This is a genomic window from Streptomyces sp. NPDC001502 (assembly GCF_042894785.1).
In the GTDB taxonomy this organism is placed as follows: Bacteria; Actinomycetota; Actinomycetes; order Streptomycetales; family Streptomycetaceae; genus Streptomyces; species Streptomyces kutzneri.
On the sequence record NZ_JBIAVW010000007.1, the window covers coordinates 299,132 to 317,070 of the forward strand.

Annotated in this window: 15 protein-coding genes and 1 pseudogene; 11 read left to right on the forward strand and 5 right to left on the reverse strand. The window is 69.3% G+C overall.

What is annotated here, in order from left to right:
* Window positions 1-94 precede the first annotated feature (94 nt).
* Entirely contained in the window at window positions 95-1,423 is a 1,329-nt protein-coding gene (hisS, locus tag ACFY0D_RS14885) for a histidine--tRNA ligase (RefSeq protein WP_390798712.1), read from the forward strand.
* Between the two features lie 272 nt (window positions 1,424-1,695).
* Here the strand turns inward: hisS and ACFY0D_RS14890 are convergent, their stop codons facing one another.
* Complete coding sequence (locus ACFY0D_RS14890) at window positions 1,696-1,929, reverse strand: hypothetical protein (protein WP_390798713.1); 234 nt, start codon at window positions 1,927-1,929, stop codon at window positions 1,696-1,698.
* A 135-nt stretch (window positions 1,930-2,064) separates the two neighbouring features.
* Between ACFY0D_RS14890 and ACFY0D_RS14895 the strand changes: the two genes are divergently transcribed.
* Entirely contained in the window at window positions 2,065-3,045 is a 981-nt protein-coding gene (locus ACFY0D_RS14895) for an XRE family transcriptional regulator (RefSeq protein WP_390798714.1), read from the forward strand.
* Window positions 3,045-3,428: a hypothetical protein gene (locus ACFY0D_RS14900; protein ID WP_390798715.1), complete on the forward strand. Its 384-nt coding sequence runs from the start codon at window positions 3,045-3,047 to the stop codon at window positions 3,426-3,428. The genes ACFY0D_RS14895 and ACFY0D_RS14900 overlap by 1 nt, the downstream gene beginning before the upstream one ends.
* Before the next feature lie 216 nt (window positions 3,429-3,644).
* Here the strand turns inward: ACFY0D_RS14900 and ACFY0D_RS14905 are convergent, their stop codons facing one another.
* On the reverse strand, window positions 3,645-4,049 hold the full coding sequence (locus ACFY0D_RS14905) for a type II toxin-antitoxin system PemK/MazF family toxin (RefSeq protein ID WP_358558285.1): 405 nt from the start codon (window positions 4,047-4,049) through the stop codon (window positions 3,645-3,647).
* Between the two features lie 166 nt (window positions 4,050-4,215).
* Here ACFY0D_RS14905 and ACFY0D_RS14910 point away from each other — a divergent pair.
* The 4 genes and pseudogenes from ACFY0D_RS14910 (at window position 4,216) to ACFY0D_RS14925 (ending at window position 6,809) form a co-directional block, all read left to right on the forward strand.
* Window positions 4,216-5,293: pseudogene (locus ACFY0D_RS14910) on the forward strand (IS701 family transposase).
* Window positions 5,294-5,446: 153 nt separating this feature from the next.
* Window positions 5,447-5,941 carry a hypothetical protein gene (locus tag ACFY0D_RS14915; protein WP_390798716.1) on the forward strand — a complete coding sequence of 165 codons (495 nt, stop codon included), beginning with the start codon at window positions 5,447-5,449 and terminating at the stop codon, window positions 5,939-5,941.
* Window positions 5,942-6,111: 170 nt separating this feature from the next.
* Window positions 6,112-6,348, forward strand: coding sequence for a winged helix-turn-helix domain-containing protein (locus tag ACFY0D_RS14920; protein ID WP_390798819.1), 237 nt, complete (start codon window positions 6,112-6,114; stop codon window positions 6,346-6,348).
* The gene (locus ACFY0D_RS14925) at window positions 6,345-6,809 is read left to right on the forward strand and encodes a transposase (protein WP_390798820.1); all 465 of its coding nucleotides are present in this window, start codon (window positions 6,345-6,347) and stop codon (window positions 6,807-6,809) included. The genes ACFY0D_RS14920 and ACFY0D_RS14925 overlap by 4 nt, the downstream gene beginning before the upstream one ends.
* Before the next feature lie 276 nt (window positions 6,810-7,085).
* Here the strand turns inward: ACFY0D_RS14925 and ACFY0D_RS14930 are convergent, their stop codons facing one another.
* Together ACFY0D_RS14930 and ACFY0D_RS14935 are read right to left on the reverse strand one after the other, a co-directional pair.
* Window positions 7,086-8,615 carry a UDP-N-acetylglucosamine 1-carboxyvinyltransferase gene (locus ACFY0D_RS14930; protein ID WP_030008959.1) on the reverse strand — a complete coding sequence of 510 codons (1,530 nt, stop codon included), beginning with the start codon at window positions 8,613-8,615 and terminating at the stop codon, window positions 7,086-7,088.
* Between the two features lie 70 nt (window positions 8,616-8,685).
* On the reverse strand, window positions 8,686-9,171 hold the full coding sequence (locus tag ACFY0D_RS14935; RefSeq protein WP_390798717.1) for a MarR family winged helix-turn-helix transcriptional regulator: 486 nt from the start codon (window positions 9,169-9,171) through the stop codon (window positions 8,686-8,688).
* A 97-nt stretch (window positions 9,172-9,268) separates the two neighbouring features.
* Between ACFY0D_RS14935 and ACFY0D_RS14940 the strand changes: the two genes are divergently transcribed.
* Window positions 9,269-10,153 (forward strand): haloalkane dehalogenase, encoded by an 885-nt coding sequence (locus tag ACFY0D_RS14940; RefSeq protein WP_390798718.1) that lies wholly within the window; start codon window positions 9,269-9,271, stop codon window positions 10,151-10,153.
* Between the two features lie 72 nt (window positions 10,154-10,225).
* Here the strand turns inward: ACFY0D_RS14940 and ACFY0D_RS14945 are convergent, their stop codons facing one another.
* The gene (locus ACFY0D_RS14945; protein WP_390798719.1) at window positions 10,226-12,151 is read right to left on the reverse strand and encodes an amidohydrolase; all 1,926 of its coding nucleotides are present in this window, start codon (window positions 12,149-12,151) and stop codon (window positions 10,226-10,228) included.
* A gap of 92 nt (window positions 12,152-12,243) precedes the next feature.
* Between ACFY0D_RS14945 and ACFY0D_RS14950 the strand changes: the two genes are divergently transcribed.
* The 3 genes from ACFY0D_RS14950 (at window position 12,244) to ngcE (ending at window position 17,939) form a co-directional block, all read left to right on the forward strand.
* Complete coding sequence (locus ACFY0D_RS14950) at window positions 12,244-13,344, forward strand: LacI family DNA-binding transcriptional regulator (protein WP_390798720.1); 1,101 nt, start codon at window positions 12,244-12,246, stop codon at window positions 13,342-13,344.
* A 155-nt stretch (window positions 13,345-13,499) separates the two neighbouring features.
* A complete protein-coding gene (acnA, locus tag ACFY0D_RS14955) occupies window positions 13,500-16,214 on the forward strand; it encodes an aconitate hydratase AcnA (protein ID WP_390798721.1) in 2,715 nt (904 codons plus the stop codon).
* Between the two features lie 297 nt (window positions 16,215-16,511).
* Entirely contained in the window at window positions 16,512-17,939 is a 1,428-nt protein-coding gene (ngcE, locus tag ACFY0D_RS14960; RefSeq protein ID WP_390798722.1) for an N-acetylglucosamine/diacetylchitobiose ABC transporter substrate-binding protein, read from the forward strand.

Here is a 17,939-nt window from a genome sequence, read left to right on the forward strand (position 1 = left end):
ACGCTGGTCACCGGCGTTCGCGCGAGGCCGCGGATGCGTCCCGGTCGGCGCAACTCGAATGCCGAAGCCTCGGAGCGAAGAGAGAGTGCCGCCGATGACCGAGTCCCCGCGGGTCCGCCCTGTTCCCGTCAGCGGATTTCCCGAATGGCTGCCTGAAATCCGCATGGTTGAGCAGAAGTGGCTCGATCTCATTCGGTCGGGTTTCGAGAGGTACGGGTTCTGCTCGATCGAGACGCCCTCGGTGGAGCCCCTTTCCGTACTCACCGCCAAGGGCGAAACCTCCAACGAGGTGTATGCGCTGCGAAGGCTGCAGGAAGATGCCGATGACGCGAGTGACTCCCGGATCGGCCTTCACTTCGATCTGACCGTGCCGTTCGCGCGCTACACGGCCCAGCACTTCAACGAGCTCGTGTTCCCGTTCAAGCGCTATCAGATGCAGCGAGTATGGCGCGGTGAGCGGGCTCAGGACGGGCGATTCCGCGAATTCACCCAATGTGACATCGACGTGATCAACGTCGACCACCTGCCGCTGTACTTCGATGCCGAGCTGCCGCGCGTGATCCACGAGATCATGACCAGCCTGGATCTGCCCGCCTGGACGATCAACATCAACAACCGGAAGGTCCTTCAGGGATTCTACGAGGGGCTCGGCATCGACGATCCGTCGGCCGTGATCCGCGCCGTCGACAAGCTGGACAAGGCCGGTCCCGAGGGCGTTGCGAGGATTCTCTCCGGCGAAGTCGGCCTGTCCGCACGGACCGTCGATTCCTGCCTCGCGCTCGCTCGGATGCGCGGCACCGGCCCGGCCGTCGTGGACGACATCAAGGGCCTGGGAGTGACGTCCGATCTGCTCACCGAAGGCCTCGGCGAGCTGAGCTACGTACTGGATTCCCTCGGCAACCTGCCGGCCGGCAGCGTCGTCGCCGACCTCTCGATCGCTCGTGGGCTCGACTACTACACGGGAACGGTCTACGAGGGAAAGTTCGTCGACTGGCCGAACTACGGCAGCATCTGCTCCGGCGGGCGCTACGAGAACCTGAGCGGATCCTTCATCCGGCGCAGCCTTCCGGGAGTGGGAATGTCGATCGGACTGACGCGCATCTTCGCCAAACTCCTGGCGGAGGGGCTCCTGGAGACCCGCGCGAAGTGCCCCAGCGACGTTCTCGTGGTCATCCCGCGGGCCGATCGCCTGAGCGAAGCCGAGAGCACGGCCGCGCGCCTGCGCGGGCGGGGGATGAACGTCGAGCTCTACCACCAGGCCGACAAGGTGGCCAAGCAGGTCCGCTACGCGTCCCGGAAGGGCATCCCGTTCGTCTGGTTCCCGCCTTTCGAGGAGGGCGCGGCGCACGAGGTGAAGAATCTGACGACGGGCGAACAGACGGCCTCCGACCCCACGAGCTGGGTTCCGGCTCCGCGACCATGACACGAGCGTGAAAGGCCGTCGTCGGCGCCTTCGCGGGAGGCGGAGGCACCGACGACGGGCCGCGGACTGCACAGGGGGCTCGGAGGCGTCCTGCCCTGTGGCCGGGTTTGAGGGCCGGCACCTGATCGTGCCCGCAGCGGCCTTCGCGTACGAAGTTGCCGCAGGCTGAGTGCTACGGCGCGCCGTGGTGGAACGAGTAGCCCGAACAGGCGATGCCCCGTACTCCTGTTGCCCGGAGACAGGGCATCGTCGTGTCGAGACGGGCAGCCTGCTCATCCCCGGCCTCCCTCGGCAGCGGTGTCCTCGTCAGCCGGGTCGATGCGGGCGCGCAGAGCACCGAGGTTCCGCCAGCCGCGTTTCGCTCTCGCCATCAGGCCCGGGGACGGCTGGCCGTACATCCCGGTGATGTCGGCCTCGACGGCGAAGACGACCCACGGGATGCGCTTGTCGGGCTGGTCTTCGAGCTGTCGGGCCAGGGGGCTTCGGCCAGGCAGGGGCTGGGTCATGGCTTCGCTCCTGCCGTCTGTCGAAGGAGGTGCGGCGGGGAACCCTGCGGTTTCCAGCCGGACGAGAACATGCTGGCCGCTTTGTGTGGTGTTCTGGGGCTGACCGCTGCTGATGTCGGACTCGAGGGGGATGACGTGCACCGCCGAAAAGTGCTTGCGCTCGGGCTGGGAGTCGGCATCGCCGCCGCCATGCCTGGTAACGCCTCCGCCGCGGCCGTCGACCCGAAGGAACTGGTGGAACGCTCCCTGTTCCGCCTTCCCGAAGCACGGCCGGCGTCGCGTGCAGCGCTCTTCGCCGCGCTCACCGAGGCCCGGACGGTGTTTCAGGCGGCCCAGTACGGCAAGCTGGGCCGGACCCTGCCGTCACTGATCTCCGGCTCGCTCGCCTCGCAGGCCCACGACATCGCGGCCCGCGCCTACGTGCTCCTCGCACAGCTGGCGATCAAGAACTCTCAGGGCATGGCCTGGGTGGCGGCCGAGCGCGCGCGGTTCCAGGCGCAGCTGACGGGCAACCCGGTGGTGATGGGTGAGGCCGCGCACTCCATGGGCGTGTCCCTGCGGCGCAGCGGGGACTACCAGGCCGCGATCGACCACCTGCACGAAGCGGCTGGCCGGCTGGGGCAGCAGCCGGATGAACTCGCGATGCGGGGCACGCTGATGCTGACGGCCTCGTACAGCGCTGCGCAGGCCGGTTGGCGGGGGCAGGCGATGGAGTTGATCGGAGAGGCCGAGGAGACGGCGAAGCGCCGCGAGACGGCCGCACAGCGGCTCTACGTTCCCGGGGAGTTCGGCCAGGCCCAGACGCAGGGGTTCCGGATCAGCGTGCACCATGCGCTCGGCGAGGACGAGCAGGCCCTGACGTACGCGGAGAAGCTCGACTCGCGCCGTCTGCCGACCGCCGAGCGCCGGGGCCGGATGTGCATGGACGTCGCCCGGGTCTGGCAGGCCCTGGACGAGCCGGAGAAGACCTTCCACGCACTCCGCGCCCTGGCGTCGTACGCGCCGGAGGAAGCGGCCCGGCCGAAGGTGCGGGCGATCACATCGGAGCTGCTGCTGATGCACCCGGAGACGCCGGGCCTGCGCAGGTTCTCCCAGAAGATCGGGGCGACCGTCTGATGACGAAGGGGATAGGGGTGAACGACGAGGGCCGGGCTTTCCGTGAGGCGTGGATCGCCGGCGTGAAGAAGCACTTCCCCGGGGAGCCGAAGGCGGGCTACATCGCCCCGTGGGACGAAACCCCCGAGTGGGAGCGGGAATCGGCCGCGGCCGTCTTCGGTCAGGTCCGCGACTTCGTCCAGGTGAGCAGCGGCCGGACGGACAAGCTGAGCCGGGAACAGAAGGGCCGGTTCGTCGCGCTGTGCTGGATCGCGCAGATCCACAAGCACATCCCCGACCCGAAGCCCGGCTACGTCGCCGACTGGTCCGAGCTGCCCGAATGGCAGCGGCAGACCGACGCCGACATCTTCGAGCACATCGAGCACATCGAGCAGTCCGTCTGACCCGGTGCACGTCCAAGGCTCCCGCCGTGGCGTCGATGGGGGCCTTCGGCATGGGACGGGAGGAGACAGAGCCGGTCAGACGGCGTCACTGAGGGCCAATACTCCAGCCGTAGATCGTGATCTCGGTGGTGAGGGGCGCCGAGGCGGCAGGTGGCCGGCGTCGATCATCTCGCCCGAGATCGCCCACGCCGTCGCGGACGTCGGCTCCTTCTCCGCCTACCCGAGTTCACCGAGACGGAGGGCATCCCTTGTCTCGCCGAGCTTCGCGGTCGTGGCCGGGGTCCGCTCCTGCGCTTGTTCAGCGAGTCGGAGGGCGTCGTCAATCTCGCTGAGCTTCACGGAGGACAGGACGGCCGCCCGCTCTATCAGGTCGTCCCGGGACACAGTGGTCAGCCACGTGCACGGGGTGAAGCCTGGACGCGGGAACGCGAGCCGCAGCACGCCTTCGAACGGCAGTCCTTCACCGGCGCCGACCGTCACTTCGATGCCCAGACCGCTGATGTCGACGCCCGCCGGAGCGACGACCTGCATCACCCGGATCCCGGACGTGTCGTCTCCCGACAGCAGTACGACCAACCTCCGCTCGTCGAACTGGACCCACCAGACTTCGCCACGTTGCACAAGTCCTCCAGACACATGACGGCAGGCAGACGCTGCGCGACCCTGACGCGCTGCGGAGACGGGTGCGGCCACCGTTGATCATCGGTGTGTGAAGACTGAAGATCATGCGGTGGCCACAGGTCGCAGCGTAGACCCTGCCCGCCAGCAGGAGGCGTTCGAGGGCCTGATGGCCCGGATCGCGGGCCGGTTCGCACGGGTCGAACCCCGACGTCGGGTCGGGCGGTTGGTGCTCGGCCTGCTGTCGGACCTGCCGCGCAAAAACTGCCGGACCATCGCAGAGTGGGCCGGAGAGAGCACCCCGGACGGCATGCAGCACCTGCTCGGGCGGGCCAAGTGGGACGCCGACCAGGTCCGCGACGACGTGCGGGCCTGCGTGGCGGAGCATCTGCGGGACGACCAGGCGGTTCTGGTGGTCGACGAGACCGGCGACGTGAAGAAGGGCACCGACACCGTCGGTGTCCAGCGCCAGTACACCGGCACCGCGGGCAGGGTCGAGAACGCGCAGGTCGCCGTCCATCTCGTCTACGCCGGCCGCCGCGGACACGCCGCGGTAGACCGGGAACTGTACGTTCCGCGTTTCTGAACCTCGGACCTCGGACCCCGACCGCTGCCGGGCCGCCGGACTCGGTGACACGACCGAATTCGCGACCAAACCGCAGCTTGCCGCCCGCATGGTCACCCGATTCCTGGACGCCGGCCACCGGGGCGCCTGGCTCGCGGGAGACGAGGTCCACGGCGGCAACCCGACGCTACGCGCCGCGCTGGAGGAACGCGGCACCGGCCACGTTCTCGCGGTGGCCTGCTCGCACGAAGTCACCACAGACGCCGGGAAGTTCCGCGCGGACACGCTGGCCAGGAAGGTGCCCAAGAGGGCCTGGCAGAAGCTGTCCGCAGGGAGCGGAGCCAAGGGCCACCGCTTCTACGACTGGGCCGTCATCGACCTCACCGACCCCCGGCCCGGGAGCCGGCAGTTGCTGATCCGCCGCAACCGCAGAACCGGCGAACTCGCGTACTACCGCTGCTACTCGCCGGCCGCCGCAGTGCCGCTGACCACCCTGGTGCGCGTCGCTGGATCAAGGTGGCGGGCCGGGGAGTTTTGCCAGTCCGGCAAGGGCCTGGCGGCCTTGGACGAGCACCAGGTCCGCCGCTACCCGTCCTGGTCCCGCTGGGTCACCCTGGCCATGCTCGCGCACGCCTTCAAGCCGCTCGAACGTGAAGATCACGATGTACTGCTGGAGTACTAAGCGGTTTCGGTGAAGTCGAGTGCTGATCCTTTGGCCGTCCAGGCTGACGACCGGTGGGCCTGCCCTGTGCCCGGTGTTGCCTAGCCGGTCGTTGTTTCGACGGCGGCGGACGGCCGCAAGGCTGTGTCAGTGGGTTCCTCTACGGTGCCCGGCATGATGCATTGGATACACCGCGCGCTCCCACACCATCAGGAGACCAACGTCGTCTTCTTCCGAGGGTTGCCTCTGGACGCGCTCGTGCGAGGACTCCTCGGTCAGCGGCGAATGCCACTCGCGTACGGCAAGGGAACCGGCTGGGGGCTGATGATGCACGACATGCTCAGTTGGGACACCGGCGACTACGACCTTGCCCACTACCAGCGGCTGTGCCCGGACGGCGGCGAACTCGTCGTCTTCGTGACCGAGCCGTGCTGGGCGAAGGCCCACGGTCCATGGATCGAGTACTACCGCGACGGGAACCTGATCACCGGCTTCAGCTTCGAGAATCCATTCGACCGAGTGGGCGAGGAGCCCGATCTGCTGCTGCCCGTCCTCATAGCGGCGAATCTGATCGGGCCGACGGAAGATCTTGACAGAGATGACAACGAGGAACGAACGGTGCAGGCAATCACCGGCTTCTTCTCCTTGCCCGAACTCGACATGCCCTGACCGAGGGCACTGAGCGGTCTCGGTGCTGTGCGGCTGCCGTTCGGGTATGAGACGGGGCAGGCAGGGGCTGCCTCGCCGGGGGATTCGACGTGCTGGCGGACGCCCCTCGGTCGGGCCGTCGGGCTTCGGTCACCCGTGAGGACCCCGAAGCGCTGGCCGCTCGCCTGGACGTGTCTGCCCGGCAGGGCCGGAGGTGTACTGCCGCCGCGTTGTGCGAATGGCTGGCCGCCGAGCGAGGGGTTCGGGTCTCGGCGGCGTGGCTGACCGAGTCACTGCACCGGGACGGGTTCCGGTGGAAACGGACCAGGGACACGCTGCGGCACAAGGCCGACCCCGTCCTCCAACAGGCTGCCTGCGCCGAGCTGGAGGCTTTACGGCTCTACGGTTGGGCGCGCATGCGGGCGTGAGGGACTTGTACTTCCTCGACGAGAGCGGGTTCGCTCCGACCATGCCCACGGGATACAGCTGGTCACGGGCAGGGCAGCGTGCCGTGGTGCCGCGCGAGGACAAGAAGGGCCGGCGCGTGAACGTGCTCGGCGCCCTGGCCGTGGGCCGGCATGCCGACCTGTTGTGGGAGAAGACCTGCGGGAAGATCGACGCGGCCATGCTGCTGGAGTTCGTGTGCACGAAACCGGCCGGCCTGCCTGGCGGTGCCGACGCGCTGGAAAAGCCGCCAGCAGGCTTCTCTCGCGTGTGGCCGTGCACTGTCGCACTGGACAACGCCTCCGCGCACGTGGCCCGGATCTTCAAGGGGCGCCGGGAGGAACTGGCCGCCATCGGCGTCGAACTCTTCTACGGCGCTCGATGTACCGGAAGAAGAAGTCGGCCGGCATCTCGCACGCCCGGCTCTCATCGGCCTTGGTTCTGATCGCGACGAGGCTGCGGCCTTACGAGGTGCGCATCATGCAGTCCTCGATGACGGTCAGGAAGTCGATCCAGCTCTGGCCTGGGCTTCTATGGGCAAACACCATGAAACGACCGAGGCCCCGTCCCCCTCCGTGAAGGGTGACGGAGCCTCAGGTCATCAGCGCTCAGAGACCGATGTAGCGTCAGTCAATCGGCCGTTCGAGGTATTTCCGCAGGCCGGAGGCCAGTTTTCAGGGCTTCGGGCAATGCCCTGACTGATCCCTGTATGACCGGCTGCCTAGATGTCGCGGAAGATCTCGATCTGGGCGCCCACCGAGTTGAGGCGCTCGGCCAGTTCCTCGTAGCCGCGGTTGATCACGTAGACGTTGCGCAGTACCGAGGTGCCCTCGGCCGCCATCATCGCCAGGAGGACGACCACCGCCGGGCGCAGGGCCGGCGGGCACATCATTTCCGCCGCGCGCCAGCGCGTGGGGCCCTCGACCAGGACGCGGTGGGGGTCGAGGAGCTGGAGGCGGCCGCCGAGGCGGTTCAGGTCCGTCAGGTAGATGGCCCGGTTGTCGTACACCCAGTCGTGGATCAGGGTCTGGCCCTGCGCCACGGCGGCGATGGCCGCGAAGAAGGGGACGTTGTCGATGTTCAGCCCGGGGAACGGCATGGGGTGGATCTTGTCGATCGGGGCTTCGAGCTTCGAGGGGCGGACCGTGAGGTCGACCAGGCGGGTGCGGCCGTTGTCGGCGGTGTACTCCGCCGAGCGGTCGTGGTCCAGGCCCATCTCCTCCAGGACCGCGAGTTCGATCTCCATGAACTCGATCGGCACCCGGCGGATGGTGAGTTCCGACTCCGTGACGACCGCGGCGGCGAGCAGGCTCATCGCCTCGACCGGGTCCTCGGAGGGGGAGTAGTCCACGTCCACGTCGATGCTCGGGACGCCGTGGACGGTGAGCGTGGTGGTGCCGACGCCGTCGACCCGGACGCCCAGGGCCTCCAGGAAGAAGCACAGGTCCTGGACCATGTAGTTGGAGGAGGCGTTGCGGATGACGGTCACACCGTCGTGCCGGGCGGCGGCCAGCAGCGCGTTCTCGGTGACGGTGTCCCCGCGCTCGGTCAGCACGATCGGGCGGTCCGGGGAGATCCCGGGTACGACCTTCGCGTGGTAGATGCCCTCGGTCGCGGTGATGTCCAGGCCGAAGCGGCGCAGGGCGATCATGTGCGGCTCGATGGTGCGGGTACCGAGGTCGCAGCCGCCCGCGTAGGGCAGGCGGAACGTTTCCATGCGGTGCAGCAGCGGGCCCAGGAACATGATGATGCTCCGGGTCCGGCGGGCCGCGTCCGCGTCCATGGCCTCCATGTCGAGGCGGGCCGGCGGGATCAGCTCCAGGTCCACGCCGTCGTTGATCCAGCGGGTGCGCACGCCGATGGAGTTCAGGACTTCCAGGAGGCGGTAGACCTCCTCGATGCGGGCCACCCGCCTCAGCACCGTACGGCCCTTGTTGAGCAGCGAGGCGCAGAGCAGGGCGACGCACGCGTTCTTGCTCGTCTTGACGTCGATGGCGCCGGACAGACGGCGGCCGCCGACCACGCGCAGGTGCATCGGGCCGGCATAGCCGAGGGAGACGATCTCGCTGTCGAGCGCTTCGCCGATCCGGGCGATCATCTCAAGGCTGATGTTCTGGTTGCCGCGCTCGATGCGGTTCACTGCGCTCTGGCTGGTGCCGAGGGCGTCGGCGAGCTGACTCTGTGTCCAGCCCCGGTGCTGCCGGGCGTCACGGATGAGCTTGCCGATGCGTACGAGGTAGTCGTCTGCCATGGGGGCACGCTATCTCAGATATGAGATGACCCTTGCGCTGGGTGCGGCAAATGGGTGAATTGAGTGGAAGTTACCGGCCATCAGGTCCCATGACAGGGTGCCCGTACGCGTGATGGTCGACGATGCGGCCCAGCAGGCGGGTGAGCTGCTCCCGCTCCTGGGTGGACAGCGGGGCCAGTAGTTCCTCCTGGGCCGCGGCGAGGATCTGTTCCAGTGTGCGCAGTTGCCGCCGGCCGGGCGGTGTGAGGGTGATGACGTTGCGCCGGCGGTCCTCGGGGTCGGGGGTCCGCTCCACCAGTGCGCGTGCGGCGAGTTCGTTGATGACGGCGACCAGGTCGCTGCGGTGGATGCCGGTGCGGGCGCTGAGGGTGGCCTGGCTCGCCGGGCCGGACTCCTCCAGGGCGACCAGGGCCGCATAGTGCCATTTGTGAGCATCTGCCCCGCTCAGGCCCTCGCTCACGAGTCGCTGCGCGTGGGTGGAGGCTTGTCCCAGCAGCCGGCTGGGCAGTTCGCGCAGCCGTGCGGGGACGAGGGGTCCGTTCTCTTCCGTGGTCATGGGGCGATGGTACCCATTGCGTTAGTGGCACTAACGGTATAGTTTCGTTCGTGTCACCAACGTTAGTTAGGTCAACGATTGCCGGAAGGGGCCACTCATGCCCACGATCGACGTACTCGACTCGACGATGTACTACGAGGACCACGGTGTCGCCGGCGCCCGGTCCGGCGGTGTCCCCTTCGTGTTCCTGCACGGCAACCCGACCTCCTCCCACCTCTGGCGGGGCGTCCTGCCCCGGATCGAGGGCGGGGTCCGCGTCCTGGCCCCGGACCTCATCGGGATGGGCCGCTCCGGAAAGCCGGGCGGGGAGTACCGCTTCGAGGACCACGCCCGCTACCTGGACGCGTGGTTCGACGCCCTCGGGCTCGACGAGGTGGTGCTGGTCGGTCAGGACTGGGGCGGGGCGCTCGCCTTCGACCGGGCCGCCCGCCACCCCGGGAGGGTCCGCGGCATCGCCTTCATGGAGACGATCGTGCGGCCGCTGAGCTGGGCGCAGTACCCGCCCGCCGCGCGGGCGCGGTTCGAGGCGATCCGCACCCCGGGCGTGGGGGAGGAGATGGTCCTGGACCGGAACATCTTCATCGAGGACAGCATCCGGCAGACGGTGCTGAACCCGATGGGCGAGGCGGACCATGCCGTCTACGCCGCCCCCTATCCGACCCGCGAGAGCCGGCTGCCCATGTTGCGGTGGGCCCGCTCGCTGCCGATCGACGGCGATCCGGCCGATGTGCGCGCCGTCGTCGAGAAGTACGACGCCTGGTTGTCCGCCAGCCCGGACGTGCCCAAGCTGCTCCTCACCTTCGACGGCTCACCGGCCCTGATGGTCGGCCCCGAGACGGTCGCCTGGTGCGAGGAGAACGTCTCGGCGCTGGAGACCGAGTACTGCGGCCCGGCCGCCCACCTCTGCCCCGAGGACCGGCCCGAGGAGATCGCCGCAGCCGTCAACTCCTGGGCAGCCCGCCACGGCCTCGCGGCGGGCTGATCCCGGCAGCCCGGCCCGGCAGCGGCGAGAAGCAGCGGCGACCGACGGCGACGACCAGCCCCCGCGCCCCGCTCAGTGCTTGCAGGCGTGGTGCCGCCCCCCGGCGTGCACCGCCGCGTACGAGGCCGGGCGCGGGCCCGAGGCGGCGCCCGCCACCCGCGCCGAGGCCGCCCGGCCCGACGCCGAATCCGCGTCGTGCACCACACGGCCGCCGACCAGGGTCATCCGTACCCCCGTACCGCTGATGTCGGCCACCGGGCAGCGCGTCACGTCCCGGTCCAGCACCACCAGGTCCGCCGCCCTGCCCGGCTCCACCGTGCCCGTCAGCTCCTCCTGGCGCAGCTGCCAGGCCGTTCCCGACGTGTGCATCCGCAGGACCGCGTCCCGGCCGAGCCCCTCCAGTTCGCGGTACAGCGGACCCGCCCCGAAAGCGCCCTGGCGGTCGATCGCCGTCCGCAGCTGGTTCCACACCTGGAGGGCGTCCACGGGCCAGTCGGAGCCGCCCGACAGCCGCGCCCCCGCCTTCTCCAGGCTCCGCGCCGGGTACATCCACCGGTGCCGCTCGGGGCCGATGTAGGGAAGCAGCGCCTCCATCGTCCAGGTGTCCTTCGCCGCCCACTGGAGCTGCATGCACGCCGTGACCCCCAGCTGCGCGAAACGCCGCAGGTCCGCCGGGTCCACGAGCTGCAGGTGCGCCACGGCGTTGCGGGCGTCCCGCAGGCCCGTCACCCGCTTGGCGTACGCGTACCCGTCCAGAGCGGTGCGTACCGCACGGTCGCCGAGCCCGTGCGCGTGCATCTGCCAGCCCGCCTTGTTGAAGGCGGCGCTGAGCCGGCCGTAGTCCGCCGCCGAGGTGTACAGCTCGCCCCGGTTGTCGGTCGGCCGGCCCTGCCCGTCGAGGTAGGGCTTCAGCAGTGCGGCGGTCTGCGCCGGGTACTCGATGACCCCGTCCAGGAACACCTTGACCATCCCGAACCGCAGCCCCCGTACGCCCGCGAACTCCCGTCGCAGGCCTCGCGCGTACGCCAGCGACCCCGCCGGGTCCTTGGTCTGCTCCGCCTCCAGCCGGATCGCCGGGACGATCCGCTGCGGCAGCTTCCCCGCCGCCGACAGTGCCCGGTACAGCTCCAGTTCGTGCCGTCCCACCAGCGCGTCCATCATCGTCGTGACCCCGGAGGCGGCCGCCAGCTCCAGCACCTTGGCGCAGGCCGCGACCAGGTCGGCCCGGGTGGGCTCCGGTATGTGCCGTCGTACCAGGCCTTGGGCGTCGTCCTTGAGGACGCCCGTCGGCCGCCCGTCCGCGCCCTTGACGACCTTGCCGCCGACCGGGTCGGGCGTGGCCGCCGTGATCCCGGCGATGTCCAGGGCTCGCTGATTGGCCCACAGGTTGTGCCCGTCGCCGCCGACGAGGGCGATCGGCCGCCGGGTCGGGAGCGCGTCCAGCATCGTGTGGTGGGGGTTGGTGCCCGTGGGGAGCAGCCCGACCGGGTTCCAGTCCTCGACCACCAGCCAGCGGTCGGGCTCCGCGCCCGCGCCGCCCGTCTCGGCGAGGAAGCCGGTCAGGATCTCCTGGAGCTCGGCCAGGGTGGTCTCCGCGCCCTCCAGCGAGGGGGACAGCGAGCGCTCGCCCGCGCCGAGCGGGTGGACGTGGCCGTCGTGGATGCCGCTCATGACCGTGTTGCCCCGGGCGTCGACGACCTCGGTGTCCCGGCCCGCGTACCGGCGCAGCGCCGCGTTCGTCCCGGTGGCCAGGATGGTGCCGTCCCGGCCGACCGCGACGGCCTCTACGGGAGCCCGGCCGCCGGTCCCGGTGAACACCGCGGCGTTGCGGACCACCAGGGCCGCCGAACCGCGCCCGCCGGAGGACGAGGACGAGGGCGAGGGCGCCGGGGAGGCCGAGGCCGGAGCGGCCCCCAGCAGGCCCGCGGCCCCGGCGACCCCGGTGATCCCCGCGGCGGCGAGGAGTCCCCGGCGGGAAAGGTGCGAAGAAGACGTCATGCCCACTCCAAACGTTGGTGTGGCCAGGACACTGTTTGATTAACCGCTTAACCAGAAGCCGCCTCCGGCGACGAAATCCGTACGATGGCCGCGTGCCAGAGCACCCATCCGCGCCGGGACCGACCCTCGCCGACATCGCGCGCGCCGCCGAGGTCTCCACCGCGACCGTCTCGCACGCGCTCAACGGCACCGGCCGCCTCGGCGAGTCCACCCGGCGACGGGTCCGCGAGGTGGCGGGCGCGCTCGGCTACGGAGCCCGCCGCGGCCCGCGCACCCGCAGCCTCGGTGTCGCGGTGACCACGTACGCGGGGGACGCCTGGGACTTCGTGCGGATCGCCTACTTCTCCCGCTGGCTCACCGCCGCGACCTCGGCCGCGCACGCGCACGGGTACGCCCTGACCACCCTGCCCGCCGACCGGGGCGCCGAGCCGCTGTGGCACACGCTCGCCGTGGACGGGATGCTGCTGCTCGACAGCCCGGCCGGCGACCCGGTGCTGCGGGCCCTGCGGGCGCGGGGTCTGCCGGTGGTCTTCGACGGGCGGCCGCCCGACCCCTGGCCGGGGGACATGTGGGTGGACAACGACCACACCGCCACCACGCGGGAGGTGCTCGACCACCTCGCGGCGTCAGGGGCCCGGCGGATCGCACTCCACTCGGGCTACGGCCGGGAGTTCTACACCGGGGCCGTCACCTCGGCCTACGAACAGTGGTGCGCGGAGCGCGGCCTGGCTCCGCTCCTGGTCCCCTTCGACCCGGACGACACGGCGGGGCACGCCTTCGACTCCGCCTTCACCGGGCCGGACCGCCCCGACGCCGTCTACTGCGTGTACGACCCGGGGGGCAGGCAGGTACTGGCCGCCGCCGCGCGCCACGGCCTGCGTACACCCGGCGTACGGGGAGCACCCGCAATCCCTGGGATGCCTGGCATGGCCGGCGCACCCGGCGCACCCGGCACGCCCGGCAGCCCGGGGCACGACGGGCTGCTGCTGGTCTGCGCCAGCGAGGATCCGGCGTACGCCGAGACCGAACCCGCCGTGACCACCGTCACCCTGAATCCGGAGCGGATCGCCGCTTCGGCGGTGTCTGTCCTGGTCAACCTGATCGAATCCGGGCATGCGGAATCGCCTGGTCAGCTGACGGTCCCGGCGGGACTGCGGGTGCGCGCCTCGTCCCTCCCCCCGGACATGTACTAGAGTTATCTCGACATCGAGATATCTGCCGAAGGCGTACCGCAGCCGCCCCCGTTGGTAAGGGTTACCTAACTTAGCCCTACCTTAGCGGATTGGCCAAGGGGCGTGGCGGCAGGATTGCGGTAATACGCGCGAATTCATGCATGAAGGAGACTGTCGTGTCGGCGAACAGCTTCGACGCCCGCAGCACGCTGCAGGTGGGCGACGAGTCGTACGAGATCTTCAAGCTGGACAAGGTCGAGGGCTCCGCCCGCCTTCCCTACAGCCTGAAGGTCCTGCTGGAGAACCTGCTTCGCACCGAGGACGGCGCGAACATCACCGCCGACCACATCCGGTCGCTCGGTAACTGGGACTCGCAGGCCCAGCCCAGCGAGGAGATCCAGTTCACGCCGGCCCGCGTGATCATGCAGGACTTCACCGGCGTCCCCTGCGTGGTGGACCTCGCCACCATGCGCGAGGCCGTGAAGGCGCTCGGCGGCGACCCGGCGAAGATCAACCCGCTCTCGCCCGCCGAGATGGTCATCGACCACTCGGTCATCGCCGACAAGTTCGGCACGAAGGACGCCTTCGCGCAGAACGTCGAGCTGGAGTACGGCCGCAACAAGGAGCGCTACCAGTTCCTGCGCTGGGGCCAGACCGCCTTCGACGACTTCAAGGTCGTCCCCCCGGGCACCGGCATCGTCCACCAGGTCAACATCGAGCACCTGGCCCGCACGGTCATGGTTCGGGGTGGTCAGGCGTACCCCGACACCCTCGTCGGCACCGACTCGCACACCACCATGGTCAACGGCCTGGGCGTGCTGGGCTGGGGCGTCGGCGGCATCGAGGCCGAGGCCGCGATGCTCGGCCAGCCGGTCTCCATGCTGATCCCGCGCGTCGTGGGCTTCAAGCTGACCGGCGAGCTGCCCACCGGCACCACCGCCACCGACCTGGTGCTGACCATCACCGAGATGCTCCGCAAGCACGGTGTCGTCGGCAAGTTCGTCGAGTTCTACGGTGAGGGCGTCGCCGCCACCTCGCTGGCGAACCGCGCCACCATCGGCAACATGTCGCCGGAGTTCGGCTCCACCGCCGCGATCTTCCCGATCGACGGCGAGACCCTGAAGTACCTGCGCCTGACCGGCCGCGACGCCCAGCAGGTCGCGCTCGTCGAGGCGTACGCCAAGGAGCAGGGCCTGTGGCTGGACCCGGCCGCCGAGCCGGACTTCTCCGAGAAGCTGGAGCTCGACCTCTCCACGGTCGTCCCCTCCATCGCCGGCCCGAAGCGCCCGCAGGACCGCATCATCCTCGCCAACGCCGCCCAGCAGTTCGCGCAGGACGTGCGCAACTACGTCGAGGACGACGACGAGGCCGGCAAGGAGTCCTTCCCGGCGTCCGACGCCCCGGCCGCCGCCAACGGCGTGCCGACCCGCCCGACCCAGGTCACCCTGGCCGACGGCACCTCCTTCGAGATCGACCACGGCGCCGTCACCGTCGCCGCGATCACCTCCTGCACCAACACCTCGAACCCCTACGTCATGGTCGCCGCGGCGCTCGTGGCCAAGAAGGCGGTCGAGAAGGGCCTGTCCCGCAAGCCGTGGGTCAAGACCACCCTGGCCCCGGGCTCGAAGGTCGTCACCGACTACTTCGACAAGGCCGGCCTGACCCCGTACCTCGACAAGATGGGCTTCAACCTCGTCGGGTACGGCTGCACCACCTGCATCGGCAACTCCGGTCCGCTGGACGAGGAGATCTCGAAGGCGATCAACGAGCACGACCTCGCGGTCACCTCGGTCCTCTCGGGCAACCGCAACTTCGAGGGCCGCATCAACCCCGACGTCAAGATGAACTACCTGGCCTCCCCGCCGCTGGTCGTCGCGTACGCCATCGCGGGCTCCATGAAGGTGGACATCACCAAGGACGCCATCGGCATCGACACCGAGGGCCAGCCGGTCTTCCTCCAGGACATCTGGCCGTCCGAGGCCGAGGTCAACGACGTCGTGGCGAACGCCATCGGCGAGGACATGTTCAGCAAGTCCTACCAGGACGTCTTCGCGGGCGACGCCCAGTGGCAGGCGCTGTCGATCCCGACCGGCAACACCTTCGAGTGGGACCCGCAGTCCACCTACGTCCGTAAGCCCCCTTACTTCGAGGGCATGACGATGGAGACCACCCCGGTCTCCGACATCGCCGGCGCCCGCGTGCTGGCGAAGCTGGGCGACTCGGTCACCACCGACCACATCTCCCCGGCCGGTGCGATCAAGGCCGACACCCCGGCCGGCAAGTACCTCACCGAGCACGGTGTCGAGCGCCGCGACTTCAACTCGTACGGTTCCCGCCGTGGCAACCACGAGGTCATGATCCGCGGTACCTTCGCCAACATCCGCCTGCGCAACCAGATCGCGCCGGGCACCGAGGGCGGCTTCACCCGCGACTTCACCGTCGACGGCTCGCCGGTCTCCTTCATCTACGACGCCTCGCAGAACTACCAGGCCGCCGGCATCCCGCTGGTCATCCTGGCGGGCAAGGAGTACGGCTCCGGCTCGTCCCGCGACTGGGCCGCCAAGGGCACCGCGCTGCTCGGCGTCAAGGCCGTCATCGCCGAGTCCTACGAGCGCATCCACCGCTCCAACCTGATCGGCATGGGCGTCCTGCCCCTGCAGTTCCCGGAGGGCGCCACCGCCGCCTCCCTGGGCCTCACCGGCGAGGAGACCTTCTCCTTCACCGGTGTGGAGGAGCTGAACAACGGCACCACCCCGCGCACGGTCAAGGTGACCACCGACACCGGTGTGGAGTTCGACGCGGTCGTCCGCATCGACACGCCGGGCGAGGCGGACTACTACCGCAACGGCGGAATCATGCAGTTCGTGCTCCGGAACCTCATCCGCGGCTAAGCGCGCACCGGCACCAAAGGGCCGTATCCCCGTCACGGGGGTACGGCCCTTCCGCTTGTCCGGCGGCGTGTCCATGTGACGGACAGGTCTCAACTCGGAAAAACTGGTGGCCATAAATGTGCATGATCTTGCTCACACGAGCGGGAGTGGACTATACCTGTGCCCGTCCGGATCACCGCTAGACGAGTGGCTCCGGGCCGGGGGACGGGCGGGGACCTGTGGTGATGTCCGCATGCACGGCGACCACCGTGAATCTCCGGCCTCCTTCACACTTCTGACGAAGGCGAGGACATGAGCATGGGATCCACTGGTGAGGGCCTCGGACGCCGCGACCTGATCAAGCGCTCAGCAGCACTCGGACTGATCACGGTGCCGACGATGAGCTTCCTGTCCGCCTGCGCCTCCGGCGGTGCGGAGAACTCCACGAAGGGCCCGGCCAAGGCGCCGGTGACCAAGGAGAACCCCTTCGGTGTCGGGAAGGGCGGCAAGCTGGACGTCGTCGTCTTCAAGGGGGGATTCGGCGACGACTACGCGAAGGCCTGGGAGGCCGCCTTCGACAAGAAGTGGGGCACCACCAGCTCCCACCTGGGCACCCAGGAGATCACCGCCAAGCTCCAGCCGCGCTTCAACGGCGGCAATCCGCCGGACGTCGTCGACGACTCCGGCGCCCAGCAGATCAAGCTGGACGTACTCGCCAAGGGCGACCAGCTCGCCGACCTCACCGCCGTGCTCGACGCGCCCTCGCTGGACGACCCGACCAAGAAGGTGCGAGACACCCTGGTCGAAGGCGCCTACGAACAGGGCCTGCAGGGCGGCAAGTTCGTCGTGCTGAAGTACGTCTACGCCGTGTTCGGCTTCTGGTACTCCGGCAAGCTCTTCAAGGAGAAGGGCTGGACGCCGCCGAAGACCTGGGACGAGTTCCTGGCCGTCTGCACCCAGGCCAAGGAAGCCGGCATCGGCGGCCTCGCCCACCAGGGCAAGTTCCCGTACTACATCAATGTCGTCATCATGGACCTGATCGCCAAGAAGGGCGGTCTGGAGGCCATGAAGGCGATCGACAACCTGGAGCCGAACGCCTTCGAGGGCAACCCGGCCGCCCTCGCCGCCGTCGAGGCGGTCTACGAGGTGGTCGAGAAGGGCCTGCTGATGCCGGGCACCAACGGCCTCACCCACACGGAGTCCCAGACCGCCTGGAACCAGTACAAGGCCGCCTTCATCCCCTCCGGCTCCTGGCTGGAGAACGAGCAGCTGAAGCAGACGCCGGAGGACTTCGACATGAAGTTCCTGCCGATGCCGCTGCTCGCCGACAGCAAGCTGCCCTTCGAGGCCGTCCGGGCCGGTGTCGACGAGCCCTTCATCGTCCCGGAGAAGGCCGCCAACAAGGCCGCGGGCCTGGAGTTCCTCCGCTCGATGCTGTCCCGCGAATGGTCGACGATCTTCGCCCAGCAGGCCAACTCGCTCACCGTCGTCAAGGACGGCGTGGACCCGAGCGTCAAGCTGCGGCCGGGCACCCAGTCGGCGGTGGACGCGCTCAAGGCGGCGGGCGGCAACACCTTCAGCTACCGCTACCCCGACTGGTACAGCGAGATGGACAGCGAGATCCAGAACGCGTCCAATGAACTGATGGCCCAGCGGATCCAGCCGAAGGAGTGGATCAAGCGGGCCCAGGCCGCGGTGGACAAGGCCGCCAAGGACCCGAACGCCAAGAACAACAAGCGCGTCTGA

Coding starts and splice junctions, on each gene's coding strand:
- hisS (WP_390798712.1), top strand. CDS start 95: ATGACCGAGTCCCCGCGGGTCCGCCCTGTTCCCGTCAGCGGATTTCCC.
- ACFY0D_RS14890 (WP_390798713.1), bottom strand. CDS start 1,929: ATGACCCAGCCCCTGCCTGGCCGAAGCCCCCTGGCCCGACAGCTCGAA.
- ACFY0D_RS14935 (WP_390798717.1), bottom strand. CDS start 9,171: ATGACCACGGAAGAGAACGGACCCCTCGTCCCCGCACGGCTGCGCGAA.
- ngcE (WP_390798722.1), top strand. CDS start 16,512: ATGGGATCCACTGGTGAGGGCCTCGGACGCCGCGACCTGATCAAGCGC.
- ACFY0D_RS14930 (WP_030008959.1), bottom strand. CDS start 8,615: ATGGCAGACGACTACCTCGTACGCATCGGCAAGCTCATCCGTGACGCC.
- ACFY0D_RS14915 (WP_390798716.1), top strand. CDS start 5,447: ATGATGCATTGGATACACCGCGCGCTCCCACACCATCAGGAGACCAAC.
- ACFY0D_RS14945 (WP_390798719.1), bottom strand. CDS start 12,151: ATGACGTCTTCTTCGCACCTTTCCCGCCGGGGACTCCTCGCCGCCGCG.
- ACFY0D_RS14940 (WP_390798718.1), top strand. CDS start 9,269: ATGCCCACGATCGACGTACTCGACTCGACGATGTACTACGAGGACCAC.
- ACFY0D_RS14900 (WP_390798715.1), top strand. CDS start 3,045: ATGACGAAGGGGATAGGGGTGAACGACGAGGGCCGGGCTTTCCGTGAG.